We start from the raw sequence: 14,423 nt of genomic DNA on the forward strand, positions 1-14,423 counted from the left end.
AACCGGGGATTCTTGGCAGGCTGTACTTTGAAAACCGGACATTTCTATTTTGCAGAAAATAGGACATTTCTATTTTGCGTTGACACCTCCGGTAAAATTGTTGTATAACTGTCAAACATATGTTATACTTTTATCACAACAGGTAAATAACGAACCGAAGGAGGCTGCAGATGAAGTTCATAACAGTACGGGATCTGGCCGTGAAAAATAAAAAAACAAGGCAGATAATGAGCAGAGAAGACAGCGTTTTAACCCTGAACGGAAAACCCATAGCCTATATGCTGCCCATTAATGAGGATAATTTTGAGTTTGTGGTAAATGAGGCTATGAGAATCAAAGCTGCGGCAGCGTTTGGAAGAATGCAGAAAAAGGGTGCGCACGGGGGTATCGGGGAAAAAGAAGGGCTTAAGGAAATTCAAGAATACAGGGCGGATAAAAGAAGCGCCCGTAAAAAAATTAAATGATAAAGGCGGTAATTGATACTAATGTACTTGTATCCGCTCTGTTAAGCCCCGGAGGAAAACCTTGGGCTGAAGACCCGCGTCTGACAAGCCAAAATAATTATTCGGATTATATGCATTTCGTTTTAACTTTTCCGGCAGCCGCACCTACGGCCATCGAGTAAAAAACTGCTATGGACGAGAAAGTAGAAAATCGAAATTAGAAATTAGATAAGACGAATTGCTAATGCTGTCCTTGCTTCAACCGCGCTCTAAAGGGACGCGCCTACTAGGGCAAAACAAGCCTCTAAGCATCTACGCTTCAATACGTTAATCGCATCAAATATCATAAAAACATCTTATTTTAAAGGTATTAATATAACTCGTACTAAAAAGTATGCTTTGATAGCATTAATTCGTCCTAAATAGTGTATGTATATTACTAAAATTCGTCCCAAAAAGTGATATTTTAAGGAAATTGCCTTGAAATTTACATTTTTAATTGATATAATAAGAAAAAATTAAGTAGAAAGGTGGTTATTATGAAAAGATACGTTATGGAATCGCTGATTAAGTGGAAAAATAAGAAAAACAGGATGCCTTTAATTCTTAGCGGGGTAAGGCAGGTTGGAAAAACCTGGCTTATGAAAGAGTTTGGAAAACTGAACTTTAAGAATACGGCGTATATAAATTTTGATTCAAACCCGCGGATGAAAGAATTATTTGAAAGCTCGCTGGAGACTAAAACGCTTATTAACGGGATACAGCTTGAAACAGGGATTAAAATAGTCCCGGAAGAAACGCTTTTGATATTTGATGAAATTCAGGAAGTGCCAAGAGCTCTTACTTCACTTAAATATTTTAATGAAAATAATCCTGAACTTTACATAATAGCCGCCGGCAGCCTGCTTGGAGTCGCGCTTCATCAGGGTACTTCTTTTCCGGTTGGAAACGCGGAATTCCTTAATATACATCCGTTGTCCTTTTTTGAATATCTTGAAGCGATGGGGGAAACGGGGCTTGTTGAAACGCTGAAATCTGAAGACTATAAACTGGCTGAAGTTTTTAAAAGTAAATATATGGAATGCCTTAAAAACTATTATTTTATCGGCGGAATGCCGGGAGTTGTATCTGAATTCGCGGAAAACCGGGATTATGACGGCGCGCGTGAAGTTCAGATGAACATTTTAAGGGCTTATGAAAATGATTTTTCAAAACATATGGCTCCTGAAACAGCGGTGAGGACAAATATGCTGTGGAATTCCATACCATCGCAGCTGTCGAAGATAAATCATAAATTTATTTATGGTGTGATAAAAGAAGGTGCAAGGGCAAAAGATTACGAGATGTCTATTGCCTGGCTAAAAGACTGCGGCATGGTAAGCCGTGTTGCAAAGGTTAAAAAACCTGAAATTCCGTTAAAAGTTTATGAAGATATATCGGCTTTTAAACTTTATATATGTGATGTAGGGCTTCTTTCGGCCATGTGCGGCCTTAGAAAACAAACACTTTTGGAAGGTGCCAGAGTGTATTCTGAATTTAAAGGCGCTCTGACGGAACAATATGTACTACAGCAGCTGATTGCGTGCGGTATAGATGGTATTTATTATTGGGCGCCGGTTGGTGCCAAAGCGGAGATTGATTTTATAATACAGACAGGCCTGATAATAGTACCTGTTGAAGCGAAAGCGGAACAAAATCTGCATGCGAAAAGCCTTAAATCGTACATTGAAAAATACAAACCTGCGGCTGCAGTGCGTACGTCTATGGCGGGTTTTAGAAAAGACGGGGATATTATTAATCTGCCGTTATTTATGATACAGCAGATTGAACAGATTGTTAATAAACTTCAGAAGTAATAATTAGGCCGGGGGGCAGGCCTCGCTTAAAGCTTTTATTTTTATTAAGACAGGTATTAAATTTGTTTTGACCGTGACTCTAAGAAAAATTATTAAAAAAGCGGCGGAGGTTTAAATAATGAAAAAATATCTACTTGTATTTATTATGATTGCGGCAGCATCCCTGCTGCAGGCGGCGGATGAATATTTGTTTGATGTTACGGTTGGGGGAAAAACATCAAATAGTATTTGGGTAATAGATGAAAACGGCGGGAATACAAATTTATTCAATTATGTTGACGGTGTAACATCTACCGCCGTAAACAGCCCTGACGGACAGACTTTACGTTTTACAATAGATGACGATAAAAACAATATTCATATGAAATCGGAAAGAATGGGAAATGATATTTTTTCCTATGGGGTTTTTAAAGGAAACAGTATAAGCAAGACGGTTAAGTCTGAAGAGGGCAAACCTGTCTATCAATATGTATTTATCCAGGGCGGAAAATTCGCGCTGTCTCAGGAAAAATCAATGGAGTTTGCCATGGTAAGGCCTTTTGATTTTGAAGTTTTTAACATGAGGCTGGAGAATAAAGGAAACGAAATAATTGATGTCCTTGGAAAACCGACGGAAACAGTAAAAGTGGAAATGAGAATGGCGGGTTTTTTATCCGCGTTTTGGAGCGCGGATTTCTGGTTTAGGACTTCGGACGGCGCAGGGGTAAAATACAAAGGGCCGCAGGGCCCGCCCGGAAGCCCGGAAGTGCACATCAAGCTTATCAAAGAAATCCATTAAGTCAGTGCCCCGCCCCGCTTATAATGTTTATATTTAAAAAAATTACCGCACCCTGAAAGCGCAATTTAAAATCACTTTGCGGGTTTTAAAAATATAAAAATTGCAGAACTGTCCGGTAATTATCATTCGGGCGTGATATGTAAAACATTAAAAACACAAGCGCCCGTGAAGGAAAGCCAATCCTGAAAGAAATATTATTGATAAAAAGGTTATCAACAAATACCGTATGTGAAAAAATAGCCGCTAAAGCAGGGCTGCTGCCAAAAAATCAGTTAACGGTAACGTTGAGCGTCTCGTATAAATAACTTGCCGACTGATCGCCTTTGTATATGTTAATGGTATAATCATCAGCCTTCACGAATGTAAGAAGTGTTTCTATGTGGTAATAGCATCTGCATCTGCTTGAAAGAAGGTTGCCGTCCGCGTCTGTTTCCTGATGCTGAATCTCAAATATGTTAATAATGTTATCGTTCTGTTCAATATATGTAATAAATCCCAGGTGAGTGCATTCTCCATCATAATATGCGTGGTTAATAGTAATGGAATTCTCGGAAACTGATGCTGAAATTGTTTCAAGACCGGGGTGCATTAAAGGAGTGTAAGTTGTATCGCATGACGATATAAAGGAAGCCTGCAATGTCGCGAGTTGAGGTTCAGATGCAGAAGTGGGTGATTGATGCTCGCAGCCAATAAAGAAAAACACCGGAAGAATCATGATTAACATGTACTTTTTCATAACAGACCCCCTAAAAATTATTTTATTCATTAATCTTATGACACAACATATTAAATAAAGTTGCGAAGAATTTTTGGGCGGCAGACATAATCCTGGCCGGTAAAACAGGCAGGTGGTCACCCCTCGCGCATAGCTTTTATGTTTAAAAAACTTTTGTGCCGGGGTTTGAAAACAGAAAGTAATAAAAAGTAACACCGCGCTTCTTAAGTCAGGTTTTTATGTATGCGTTTTTAGTTTTTTTGCAGTTTAAAGTAGAGACGCAACATGTTGCGTCTTGTTTTTGAATTACGTTTTTTGTGTTTGCTTTTAAAAAAACAAAATCACAATTCAACCCCGAAAAAATAAAATCGATTACAAAGGCGAGGCGTAACATGTTACGCCTCTACATTAACGGATTTTCAGCGGCGGCCTTCTACCGCGACTGAAAAGCCGCCGTAGGCAAGCTTGTTGGGGTCAAACGGCATTGAAAAATCTGTTATATCACTATATTTTTCATCCATCTCCGCCATTACTTTCTTATTCACTTCGTCGCGGTGTGCTTTTGATTCAAATACAATAAATGAAAACCATACGGTATCGTCCGGGCCTGCTTTTGTAAGTTCCGTGAATTCAAGACGTTTTCCTTCGCCGTTGTCCTTTAAAGCCAAATCATCGCCTTCGCATTCAAAATAGGAAAGCGCGCCGTGCTTCATCCACGTGTCCCTGCCTTCTTCGGCCATCTTTTTGTAATCTTCAACGCGGTCTTTCGGTACAGTAAAAACAAATCCGTCCACATATTTTGCCATAATCGCCGCTCCTTTATCTGCCTTTGTAGGCTTTTTTTAGTTCCGATATGACCATTTTTTTCATGGGAAGGAAAGCTTTGGTCACCCTGTCTGTCTGTTCAGGCGTGCCTTTGCGCATCATTTCATCCATCTCTGCCGGCACTATCTGCCACGAAACGCCGTATTTATCCTTAAGCCAGCCGCACTGCTCTGCTTCGGGGACTGCTGAAAGTTTCTCCCAGTAGTAATCTATCTCTGCCTGGTCTTTACACATAATCATAAGTGAAACTGCTTCGTTAAACGCGAACTTGTGCATTTCGCTGCTGCCGTCCATTGCGACAAACCACTGATTGCCAAGCTTAAAGTCCGTAAACGCCACCGAACCCTCTTTGTTTGGAGCCATGCCTGCAGGATAGCGGGAAAGTGTGCCGCGTTTGGAGTTTTTAAATACAGAGATATAGAAATCCGTGGCCTCTTCCGCTTTATCGCACCCTGGAGTGACAAACAGCATGGCCGGAATTATAAAAGGCCTTTTTTCTCCTTCCGGATTGGTGTAGATAAGCTGCCATGAAAGCCCGTATTTGTCCTGTATCCAGCCGTAACGTCCGCTGAAGGGGTATTTATCCAGGGGCATCATAACCGTGCCGCCGGGCAGCAGTTTTTCCCAAACTTCGTCAATCCTTTTGAGCGCGTCTTTGTCCTGTGACGGGTCAAAATTTACCATAACAGAGATAGGAGGGTTGAATTTGAAATAAGGGCCGGCGCTGATTGCCTGAAATTCGTAACCCATGATGGTGAATCCGACAATATCAACTTCTCCCGAAGGTGTACCGCGCATTTTGGATGTGAACTTTACCTTTGAAGAAGGGAAGAATGAAGCGTAAAAACCGGCAGCTTCAACCGCCTCTTTGTCATACCAGAGATGTGGCACAATTTTTTGCATGTTATCCCCCTTAAAAAATGATATCGGCAATGCAATATATAAAATTATACCATATAAAGAAAAAAATAGGGGACGGACTAAAAATGCGTTTTCACACATAAATTCGTTATAATCAGTTCAATTATTGGTAAAGAGTCGTTTTAACAAACATTTATGTAAAGTAAAGTTTACTTAAACCTATGATTACAGTTTTAATTCAATATAATTTGACTAAAAAGCTGCATATTGATATAATTAAGTAAACTTAAGTTTACTTAATTTAAAAAAAGCTAATTTAAATAAACCTTACTTGAATAAGGAGTTAAATATGAACACAAGAGCAGGGCGGTATGTAAGTCAAACTTCCGGATTTAAGGCTTTTATTCCGGAGTTGTTATCGTCGGGTAAATTTAGAATTAACAGAGATGATGAATTAGTATCGCTATTATCAGAGGCAGACCGCAGCCTTGCGCGGCTTGACGGAATGACGCAGATACTGCCTGACCTTGATATATTTATTTTTATGTACGTAAAAAAAGAGGCATTGTTAAGTTCTCAGATAGAAGGCACGCAGGCATCACTTCAGGGAGTTCTTGAATTTGAAGCTGACCTGTCGCATAAAGGTGAAAAAATTAATGATATGCAGGATATTAAAGAAGTCATAAATTATCAGAAAGCAATGAATTATGGAATTAAACGCCTTCAGGACTTTCCCATGTCCATGCGTTTAATCAGGGAAATACATAATATTCTGCTGACTGATACAAGGGGCAATAATAAAACACCCGGTGAATTCAGGGAAAGCCAGAACTGGATAGGCCCGCAGGGTTCCACAATAGAAACTGCGGCATTTATTCCGCCTCCGGCTGCTGAAATTATTGCACTTATGGGGGATATAGAAAAATATCTGTATGCCGATGATAAAATACCGCCGCTTGAAAAAATAGCGCTTATTCATTACCAGTTTGAAACTATTCATCCTTTTCTTGACGGAAACGGCAGGGTGGGCAGGCTTTTAATTACGTTCTATCTTTTATGGAAAAATATCCTTGCTTCACCGGTTTTGTATCTAAGCTACTATTTTAAAAAAAACAGGCAGGAATATTATGACAGGCTTAATAATGTAAGAATGAATGATGACGTTGAAGGGTGGATAAAGTTTTTTCTGGCCGGTGTAATAGAAGTAAGCAGGGACGCCGCGTCAACCGCCAGGGATGTAATTGCGTTAAAGGAAAGCCTTGTGGAAAAATACAGTTCTTCTTCAATTTACGCCGTAAAACTGATAAATTACATTTTTCATAACCCTTTTGTTAATAATAAAAAAATATCCGAATATCTGAAAGTTTCAAGGCAGACTGCTTTTAATTTAATCGGAATATTTGAGAAACAAGGCGTTTTAAAGGAATACACAGGTAAAAAAAGATGGAAAGAATACATTTTTACGGATTATGTGGAGAAAATAAAGAAAGGCACAGAGGGTCAGTAAATACATAAAATAACCCGATACCACGCCTTGACTCATGGATTTGATAGAAAAAGCACTGATAAAATATAACGAAATGCGGACTTATGTTTCAAAACACAGCCGGGCCTTAGATTAACCGCCCTGTCCGGGGGTAAGGCCCCGGACAGGGCGGTTGTAATTAAAAGATAACGAAGTTATTTCTTTATTTCAAAAAGTGAAAACAGTTCTTTTTCATCTTCTGTATATGTCTTAATATCTGTTTTGTCAAACGCGGTGCGGTAAAAAAGATAGATAAACCTGTCTTTTTCCACGGTAAAGAACACATTCCATTTTGTCCCTGTACTTTCATCCGCGTTTGCAACTATTGCTTTAGACCATTTTGTGCCGTTTACCGTAACAGGCAATATTTTAATTTTTTCACCAAGGTTCCATTTTGCCGGAATTGAACTGGTTTCATTGCCGTTATTTATCCTTGCTTCCAGGGCTTGTATCAGCCTTAAAGGCGAATTAATTATTCCGAAATCTTCCAAAAGTGTTTTTTCAATTTCACTCAGTTCAATAGATCTTATCATTGCCGCGTATATTCCTTGTTTGCCTGTTTCATTATGCCTGATTACAGTGTAACTGTAATGGCCCGGAGGCAGCTTGATAAAATACCAGTTTTCGTTCATTTGCAGATTGATATCCTCTGATAAAACCGCGGTGTTGCCGTAAATGGCTTTTAGAATTTTGTTAAAACCGATTGATTTTGTGACAAATACTGCTGCAATTATTCCGGCGGCTGTTAAAAAAATTATTAACCCGGCGGTAATCGCGCAGCCCGCGCCGGAGTCCATTGCCTTTAATTTATCAGGTGATATTTCATCGGCTTTGGACACGCGTATTTTCGCGTAAGTCACGTATTGTATTGACTGGACTATGGTGCTTAAAAGATTGACAATTATCATTAAAGGGAAGAATAAAAACGCGTTGACAGGCGCTAACCTGTAAATAAAAGGCGTGAAAACGGACGCAAGGAGTAAAAGCAGCATGGTTAAGAAAATAATTCCGGCGTTTCCTTTTGACAGATGCGAACTAAGTTTCAAAGGCCCTATTTCTTTATCTTCCACGATAACCGCGATGACGGCAAACCAGTATTTAAAAGCCAATATTATACCGGGGATTATTAACAGCAAAGAACCGGCTATGATTGCCGCGTTTATAAGAAATCCCACCAATAACAGTTTTCCGCTTACTTTAACGCCGGCCATAAAAGCCTCTGAAAAACTTATTTTAACGCCGTTATAAGATTTATGAAATAACGTGTATAGCGCGCCGTTGTTTACCAGCATAAGAAACGCGGCGATAAGCATAGCGGGAAAAATAAAAGAACCGCTTGCTTTTCCCGTGGCAGCAAGGTAGTAAGTGATTACGTAGGGTATAAGCGAAATAAGGTCAATAATTATAATTAAAGCCAGATTGTTAAAGTATAGCTGCGCCCCTTCCTTAACACTTTCTGTAAATGAAACTTTTTTTGCGTTTTCCATTAAATCCCTCCCCGGTACAGTTTATTATGATAAGTTGGTATATTTTCCGGTAAAAAGGACAAAGTGTCAATACGAAATACTTAAAAGCGTATTCGGTTGACAGGGTCAAGCGTCAGGGAATATAATAAATTGTTTTTAAATCTCAGGAGGGTTTATGAAAAAATACATATTATCGGCGTGGTTTGTGCTGTCTGTTTTAAATCTTTTTGCAATTGACGGGATGCTGCTGATCCACAAAAACTTTAATCTGGAAGATAACTGGTATAGGACAGTTTATGAAAACGCCCCCTACATCGCGACAACAGGCAAAGTTTATCAGGATGAGTTTTTCTTTATAAATGTAGTCTTTGGCAATTATAAAGCTGATGAAGGCGGGCATATGGATGTTATTTATGATATTAAGATTACGGATCCTGAAAATAAAATTTATTTTCAGGAAAAGGAAATACCCGCCGTAAAAACAGAGGGATTAAAACCGGGCGGTGTTTACATTGCCCGAGGTAATATTAAGATTAATCTTGAAACCGACAAACCCCTTGGAAAATATAAAGTGGAAGTGGTGCTTAAAGATAAAATTGACAAAAGCCTGAAGAAGCTTGAAGGGGATTTTGTGCTTGCTGCATTCAAAGGGGAAGAGCCGGTTAAAAGCGATGATGAACTTGGTGAGTGGATGATGAATTATTATAAAACCCCTGAACCGGGAAAGGTGTTAGCCAATTATTTATATTACGCCCAAAGCGCAATATCGGAAAACGACAGTTCTTTTGTACCAATGTTTGCTTTTGTCCTGAATGTTTTTAATAATAATAAATTTTTAGTCCCGATAGCGCTTGAAGAGTATAAAAAACTTGATTTAAAGGCAATACTCTACCTGCTGTGGCTTTTCAGGTATTCGGATTATGATTTTAAAGATTTTTTTGCCGGCCTTAAGGGTGATGAAAAAACAGCTTACGAAAAGATAAAAGACGGCGAATACGTAAAAAATCCCTATAAAAGTATTGAAGACGGCGGGCAGCTTGACGCGTTGTGGGGGGAGTTTTTTGCCACGGGTAATTATAAACCAATTAAACGCCTTGTTGAAGTCCTTGAATACGGAAAATATGAAGACAGGGTAAAAAATTACAAAAATATAACAAACCCAACTCGGAAAGATAAAGATGAACTTATGAAAGGGGCTATCTTTGGCGCCGCGGTAAAATCCCTGCTTAGCAACTGCAGCAGGCATGATTTGGTTTTTGATTACTGTTATTTTGCATATAAAAATGAAAAGGATCTGGACGCCGGCGCCCGTTCGTGGCTTGCTTCTTTGCTGAAAAACGTATTGAAGCAAAGGGATAAAGAAAAATAAAAAAGTTTTTGTGCCGGGCCTTGAAAGTAGAAAGTAAAAAGCAGTTATCGAGGCTTGATTTAAAAAGGCGGCAAATGTGAAATGGCCGTTGTTATATATATTTCGTTTTAACCTCTCCGGCAGCTGCATCTTTTCCCGGCCGCCGCGGCAATAAAACAGCTATGGCGGAGGTGTCAAGTCAGACCTTGTGTATAGCTTTTATCTTTGAAATTAAATATTATAAAAAAAACTTATAATTTCAAACGCCATCTCCGTGGTATTAACCCTATACAGGGCATTTGTTTTAGAAATAAAACCCGACCTCATTGATTCCTGTAGAAAAATATAAAGGGATTATTGTATAATAATTTAAATAAAAACAGGAGGCATCTAATGAGAAAAAATATTTTGTTTGGTCTTGCTTTTATCTCTGCTATTGCTGTTTTATCCTCGTGCGGCGGCAAAACCCCGGCAGAGCCGAAGCCTGCCGCGGAAGCTGAACCATGCGAGATAGTCATTGGCAATAAAATTGATGACGATAACGGTTATTGGAGCTGGAATTACCTTGTGGCGCTTGACCAGGTGGTAACTTCTGGTACGACAGTATATAAATTGGGGATAAAGCTTAAATACGATTCGGACTACATACTTGCCATATATGATGACAATGCAGGCGAACCGGGCGTAGTGTTGGCACAGACAGCGCCGCAGACCGGCGTAATAGGCTGGAACGAAGCTGCTGTAACAACACCGGTTTTACTTTCCGCCGGAAGCAAATACTGGCTGGTTTCTATAACTGGTTTTGATTCCATAACTGATAACACTGATTCGGGGATTGTAAAATATAAATCTTATTTATATACCACTGCCGCGTCATCAGGAATGCCGGGAAGCTTGACAGGGTGGAATGACAACTCCGGCCGGACAAAAGTTTACGCTACGTCCTGCCGGTAAATAAGTAACCAAATAACCCGACACCATGCTTTGACTTATGCTTTTGACAGAAAAAATGTCAAAAAAATGAATTTGCCGTTCCGGACCCTGAAAGTAGAAAGTAAAAGCCGTTATCGCGGGTTGATTAAAAAGGCGCAAATGTAAAATGACCATCAGGATTATTTAATTTCGTTTTAACCTCCGCTGCAGCCGCACCTACGGCCATCGAGTAAAAAACTGCCATGGCCAAGAAAGTGGAAAATAGAAATTAGATAAGACGAATTGCTATTGGTGTCCATGCTTTAAACTCTTATATATTCACTTTAACACTGGGATTTCCGCCGCGTATGCTTGTTACTTCAGGCCTGCAAGCCTAAATATTAATAAACATTCATTATGTTGTTTCATATAATAATGATATAATCCATCCATAAAAAATAGCTTAAGGAGCTGACAATGAAAAAAATAATTGCAATCAGCGTTCTTGTTCTGATTATTATCGGATGCAATTCACAAAAATCATCCAACCCCGCCCAAACCGATGATGCGGCGGACACCACTGCCACGATGACTGAAACAACAATACAGACCATGACGCCTACCCTGACTACATGCACTTACGAGTCTGTGCTTGGGATGCCGTGTGACGGTCCTGATTCTGATCAGTGCCAGGAGGGAGTCTGGAACTGCGACGGATGTTCTGATATGACGGGAGATAACGTTGAGGTATGCAATGGTATTGACGACGACTGCAGCGGAATCGCAGACGATAACCTGACTGCGCCGGGATATGTTTGCGGTACAGTGGGGGTCTGCGCGGCAGGTGTACCGGAATGCATGAGCGCCGGAGGGTGGACGTGCAATTATCCCGCCGCTTACCAGGCGGTAGAGAGCACATGCGATGACGGGCTGGATAACGACTGCGACGGGTTTGATGACTGCAGCGACAGCGACTGCCCGTGCTATGGAAGCGAATAAACGCCGCGCCTTTACATAAGGCGGCTTTGCCATATGGGAAGAAGCGGAATAACAGGTTATTGAACAGTTTTTTTAGTGGAAATCAGCAGGTGAATAAAATTCTAAAAGAAATATTACATTAAAAAAACATTTATGCAACATGGGGTCTATTCCAATATTCGTATTGTAAAGCAAAATGAAATTTTGTTATAATTTATTTCGTAAAATTTAAAGGGAGGGTTTATGAAAAAGATTGTGTCAGTAATAATTGCTTGTTTTTCTTTGATGATATTTTTTATTTCCTGCAGTGAGTCTTCGCCTTCAAATCCGGGAACAGGGGTTTCCGGCACGCCCACCCCTATGTTAATTGACGATTTTGAAGATTCGGATACCATCAACGAATTAGGCGGGTATTGGACATCCATGGATGACAGTGATTTTGGCGGCGGCAATACGGTAAATTCCATATCAATATCATCAGGTTCAACGCTTGGCACAACCACAGGTTCTTTGGCGTTGTATCCCGAATACTCTCAGATAAATACTTTTATCGCTGACCAGCCGTCCGGATATTACGGATTTGTCTCGCTGTTTACGGATTTACCTTCCGGCAGAAACCTTTCAAATACAACAGGGCTGCGTTTTCATCTTAAAACGTATTATAAACCCACAGACACAGAAGACAGGATAAGCGTCTGGATTGGTTCTGTTTCTGAAATTACGGATGGAATTTATTCGCGTTACAGGGCGTCTGTTACTGTTGCAACAGGCGGGGAATGGGCGCAGTATGAAATACCGTGGTCATCTTTCACGCTTGGTTATGTTTTTGATTCCGGATACCCGTCACACGCGCAGACAAAAGAACAGGTGCTTGAGGAGGTTTCAAGAATAGGTTTTGATAAAGAATACCACTATTCTTCCGCAGGAATACCGCCAAGCTCCTGGTCGCAGATTATCTACGTTGATGATGTGACAGTGTATTAACAGATTATGAATATAACTTTTATTCAAACGCCCTGTCCGGGTATTAGCCCCGGACAGGGCGTTTGGCTTTTGCGGGCAGCAGGCAGTGGCTGCTTCCGCCCATACCCTTGGGTTAATAATTATTGTTGAAAATTTTTACAGTTGGTTTATTATATTTTTTATAAGGCTGCAAATACACTGGGAAGGTGAATTATGAAAAAAATGTATTTTTTTCTTCTTTTAACTCTTATTGTTACGGCCGTTATTATCGGATGTTCGGGGAAAGACTCCGGTTCGTCACCGTCGGCGTCTGACACGCCTGTGCCGGGGGATACCGCCACAATTTCGCCTACTTCAACAATTACCACAACCGCAAGTATTACCCCCACAATTACAGTGACACCGCTGCCCTTATCCGTTGCAATTGATGATTTTGAAGATAATAATTACGAATCTGACCTTGCGGATATAAGTTTTATGAACAGCTGGAGTACAGGCGGCGGAACAACCGGCGCCGTTTATTATTCGGAGATAGTACCCGCGCCCTCCGCGGCTTATGGAAATTATTCCCTTGGAATAACCTTTACTGCTGTAACAAATGTTTTTGACGGCAGTAAGTATTACGGAGACTGCGGGTTTGGGGTACATACATATACGGTATACGCGACTGACGGATATGATTTCACCCCGTATTCAACTCTTCATTTTTCCGTTTTGGCGGATGAGTTTGACACGGGTACCGCGACAGAAATTTATTATATAATAAGGGCGGTTGATATTTCATATTCTGCGGTTGAATATACCATATCCTGCACCGCGGACGGAGTTATAAGAAACTTTTCCGCGCCTTTAAACGCTTTTACTCAGGCTGGCTTGAAACCATGGGATGAAGTTTTCAGCAACGTTCAGACCATATATATAAAAGTGTTAATGAAATCCGATAACAACGGGGACACGGGCGGTACATATGTCCTGGCGGATAATATATATTTTGACTGAGTGGTTTAAGTGCCCTGTATATTGCCGCTTATCCCTGCGTGAATTTTTTGTTTTGGAATTACAAGTTATCAGTGTATAATTAAAAAAAATTAAAAGGGGGTATTGAATGAAAAAGTCTATTTTATTTGTTCTTGTTTCTGTTTTTGTTATTGCTATGTTTTCCGCGTGCGCGGATGACAGCCCTGCCTCGCCGGGCGCTTCCTGCGGCATTGTAATCGGCGATAAACTAAACAATGAAAACGGCGACTGGAGCGAGGATTACCTTGTTGCGCTGGATCAGGTTATTGCTTCTGATACAACGGTATATAAGCTTGGGATTAAACTTGGCGCTGATTCAAATTATATACTTGCGATTTATAACAATAATGCAGGGCAGCCCGGTTCCGTAATCGCGCAGACCGCGGCGCGTTCCGGCACAACAGGATGGAACGAAGCGGACTTAACATCGCCGGTTTCACTTACAGCGGGTTCCACGTACTGGTTGGTGGCGATTACCGATACCGTCTCTATCACATCAAACGAAGATTCCGGAATAGTTAAATATTATTCTTATTTATACTCTGATGCCGCGTCTTTAGGAATGCCGGGCGGACTGACAGGGTGGAATGACAACTCCGGCCGGATAAAAGTATATGCCACGTCATGCCGGTAAGTATAATTAATTCGCGTCTGTCAACGCAAAATAGAAATGTCCTATTTTCTGCAAAATAGAAATGTCCGGTTTTCAAAGTACAGCCTGCCAAGAATCCCCGGT

Annotated in this window: 14 protein-coding genes; 10 read left to right on the top strand and 4 right to left on the bottom strand. The window is 40.5% G+C overall.

What is annotated here, in order from left to right:
• Positions 1–170: 170 nt before the first annotated feature.
• The 3 genes from JXR81_10465 (at position 171) to JXR81_10475 (ending at position 3,077) form a co-directional block, all read left to right on the top strand.
• Positions 171–464: a hypothetical protein gene (locus JXR81_10465; protein MBN2755264.1), complete on the top strand. Its 294-nt coding sequence runs from the start codon at positions 171–173 to the stop codon at positions 462–464.
• Positions 465–982: 518 nt separating this feature from the next.
• Complete coding sequence (locus tag JXR81_10470; GenBank protein ID MBN2755265.1) at positions 983–2,299, top strand: ATP-binding protein; 1,317 nt, start codon at positions 983–985, stop codon at positions 2,297–2,299.
• Positions 2,300–2,417: 118 nt separating this feature from the next.
• The gene (locus JXR81_10475; protein ID MBN2755266.1) at positions 2,418–3,077 is read left to right on the top strand and encodes a hypothetical protein; all 660 of its coding nucleotides are present in this window, start codon (positions 2,418–2,420) and stop codon (positions 3,075–3,077) included.
• A 268-nt stretch (positions 3,078–3,345) separates the two neighbouring features.
• Here JXR81_10475 and JXR81_10480 read toward each other — a convergent pair whose 3' ends face one another.
• The 3 genes from JXR81_10480 to JXR81_10490 form a co-directional block, all read right to left on the bottom strand.
• Positions 3,346–3,813 (bottom strand): hypothetical protein, encoded by a 468-nt coding sequence (locus JXR81_10480; GenBank protein MBN2755267.1) that lies wholly within the window; start codon positions 3,811–3,813, stop codon positions 3,346–3,348.
• 398 nt (positions 3,814–4,211) lie between these two features.
• Positions 4,212–4,598, bottom strand: a complete 387-nt coding sequence (locus JXR81_10485) for a DUF1428 domain-containing protein (GenBank protein ID MBN2755268.1) — start codon at positions 4,596–4,598, stop codon at positions 4,212–4,214.
• A 13-nt stretch (positions 4,599–4,611) separates the two neighbouring features.
• Entirely contained in the window at positions 4,612–5,520 is a 909-nt protein-coding gene (locus tag JXR81_10490) for a VOC family protein (protein MBN2755269.1), read from the bottom strand.
• Between the two features lie 307 nt (positions 5,521–5,827).
• Between JXR81_10490 and JXR81_10495 the strand changes: the two genes are divergently transcribed.
• On the top strand, positions 5,828–6,985 hold the full coding sequence (locus JXR81_10495) for a Fic family protein (GenBank protein MBN2755270.1): 1,158 nt from the start codon (positions 5,828–5,830) through the stop codon (positions 6,983–6,985).
• A gap of 173 nt (positions 6,986–7,158) precedes the next feature.
• Here JXR81_10495 and JXR81_10500 read toward each other — a convergent pair whose 3' ends face one another.
• On the bottom strand, positions 7,159–8,490 hold the full coding sequence (locus JXR81_10500) for a hypothetical protein (protein ID MBN2755271.1): 1,332 nt from the start codon (positions 8,488–8,490) through the stop codon (positions 7,159–7,161).
• A gap of 154 nt (positions 8,491–8,644) precedes the next feature.
• Here JXR81_10500 and JXR81_10505 point away from each other — a divergent pair, with 154 nt between their 5' ends.
• The 6 genes from JXR81_10505 (at position 8,645) to JXR81_10530 (ending at position 14,321) form a co-directional block, all read left to right on the top strand.
• Complete coding sequence (locus tag JXR81_10505) at positions 8,645–9,838, top strand: hypothetical protein (GenBank protein ID MBN2755272.1); 1,194 nt, start codon at positions 8,645–8,647, stop codon at positions 9,836–9,838.
• A 372-nt stretch (positions 9,839–10,210) separates the two neighbouring features.
• Complete coding sequence (locus JXR81_10510; GenBank protein ID MBN2755273.1) at positions 10,211–10,771, top strand: hypothetical protein; 561 nt, start codon at positions 10,211–10,213, stop codon at positions 10,769–10,771.
• 435 nt (positions 10,772–11,206) lie between these two features.
• The gene (locus JXR81_10515; GenBank protein ID MBN2755274.1) at positions 11,207–11,728 is read left to right on the top strand and encodes a hypothetical protein; all 522 of its coding nucleotides are present in this window, start codon (positions 11,207–11,209) and stop codon (positions 11,726–11,728) included.
• Between the two features lie 222 nt (positions 11,729–11,950).
• A complete protein-coding gene (locus JXR81_10520) occupies positions 11,951–12,691 on the top strand; it encodes a CIA30 family protein (protein MBN2755275.1) in 741 nt (246 codons plus the stop codon).
• A 192-nt stretch (positions 12,692–12,883) separates the two neighbouring features.
• A complete protein-coding gene (locus JXR81_10525; protein ID MBN2755276.1) occupies positions 12,884–13,669 on the top strand; it encodes a hypothetical protein in 786 nt (261 codons plus the stop codon).
• Between the two features lie 106 nt (positions 13,670–13,775).
• A complete protein-coding gene (locus tag JXR81_10530) occupies positions 13,776–14,321 on the top strand; it encodes a hypothetical protein (protein ID MBN2755277.1) in 546 nt (181 codons plus the stop codon).
• The last annotated feature ends 102 nt before the right edge of the window (positions 14,322–14,423 follow it).

It is taken from the genome of Candidatus Goldiibacteriota bacterium (assembly GCA_016937715.1).
Classification (GTDB): Bacteria; Oederibacteriota; PGYV01; order PGYV01; family PGYV01; genus PGYV01.

Bases quoted from the DNA above. Each gene is read 5' to 3' on its own strand.
- JXR81_10465 (MBN2755264.1), top strand. From the start codon at position 171: ATGAAGTTCATAACAGTACGGGATCTGGCCGTGAAAAATAAAAAAACA.
- JXR81_10470 (MBN2755265.1), top strand. From the start codon at position 983: ATGAAAAGATACGTTATGGAATCGCTGATTAAGTGGAAAAATAAGAAA.
- JXR81_10475 (MBN2755266.1), top strand. From the start codon at position 2,418: ATGAAAAAATATCTACTTGTATTTATTATGATTGCGGCAGCATCCCTG.
- JXR81_10480 (MBN2755267.1), bottom strand. From the start codon at position 3,813: ATGAAAAAGTACATGTTAATCATGATTCTTCCGGTGTTTTTCTTTATT.
- JXR81_10485 (MBN2755268.1), bottom strand. From the start codon at position 4,598: ATGGCAAAATATGTGGACGGATTTGTTTTTACTGTACCGAAAGACCGC.
- JXR81_10490 (MBN2755269.1), bottom strand. From the start codon at position 5,520: ATGCAAAAAATTGTGCCACATCTCTGGTATGACAAAGAGGCGGTTGAA.
- JXR81_10495 (MBN2755270.1), top strand. From the start codon at position 5,828: ATGAACACAAGAGCAGGGCGGTATGTAAGTCAAACTTCCGGATTTAAG.
- JXR81_10500 (MBN2755271.1), bottom strand. From the start codon at position 8,490: ATGGAAAACGCAAAAAAAGTTTCATTTACAGAAAGTGTTAAGGAAGGG.
- JXR81_10505 (MBN2755272.1), top strand. From the start codon at position 8,645: ATGAAAAAATACATATTATCGGCGTGGTTTGTGCTGTCTGTTTTAAAT.
- JXR81_10510 (MBN2755273.1), top strand. From the start codon at position 10,211: ATGAGAAAAAATATTTTGTTTGGTCTTGCTTTTATCTCTGCTATTGCT.
- JXR81_10515 (MBN2755274.1), top strand. From the start codon at position 11,207: ATGAAAAAAATAATTGCAATCAGCGTTCTTGTTCTGATTATTATCGGA.
- JXR81_10520 (MBN2755275.1), top strand. From the start codon at position 11,951: ATGAAAAAGATTGTGTCAGTAATAATTGCTTGTTTTTCTTTGATGATA.
- JXR81_10525 (MBN2755276.1), top strand. From the start codon at position 12,884: ATGAAAAAAATGTATTTTTTTCTTCTTTTAACTCTTATTGTTACGGCC.
- JXR81_10530 (MBN2755277.1), top strand. From the start codon at position 13,776: ATGAAAAAGTCTATTTTATTTGTTCTTGTTTCTGTTTTTGTTATTGCT.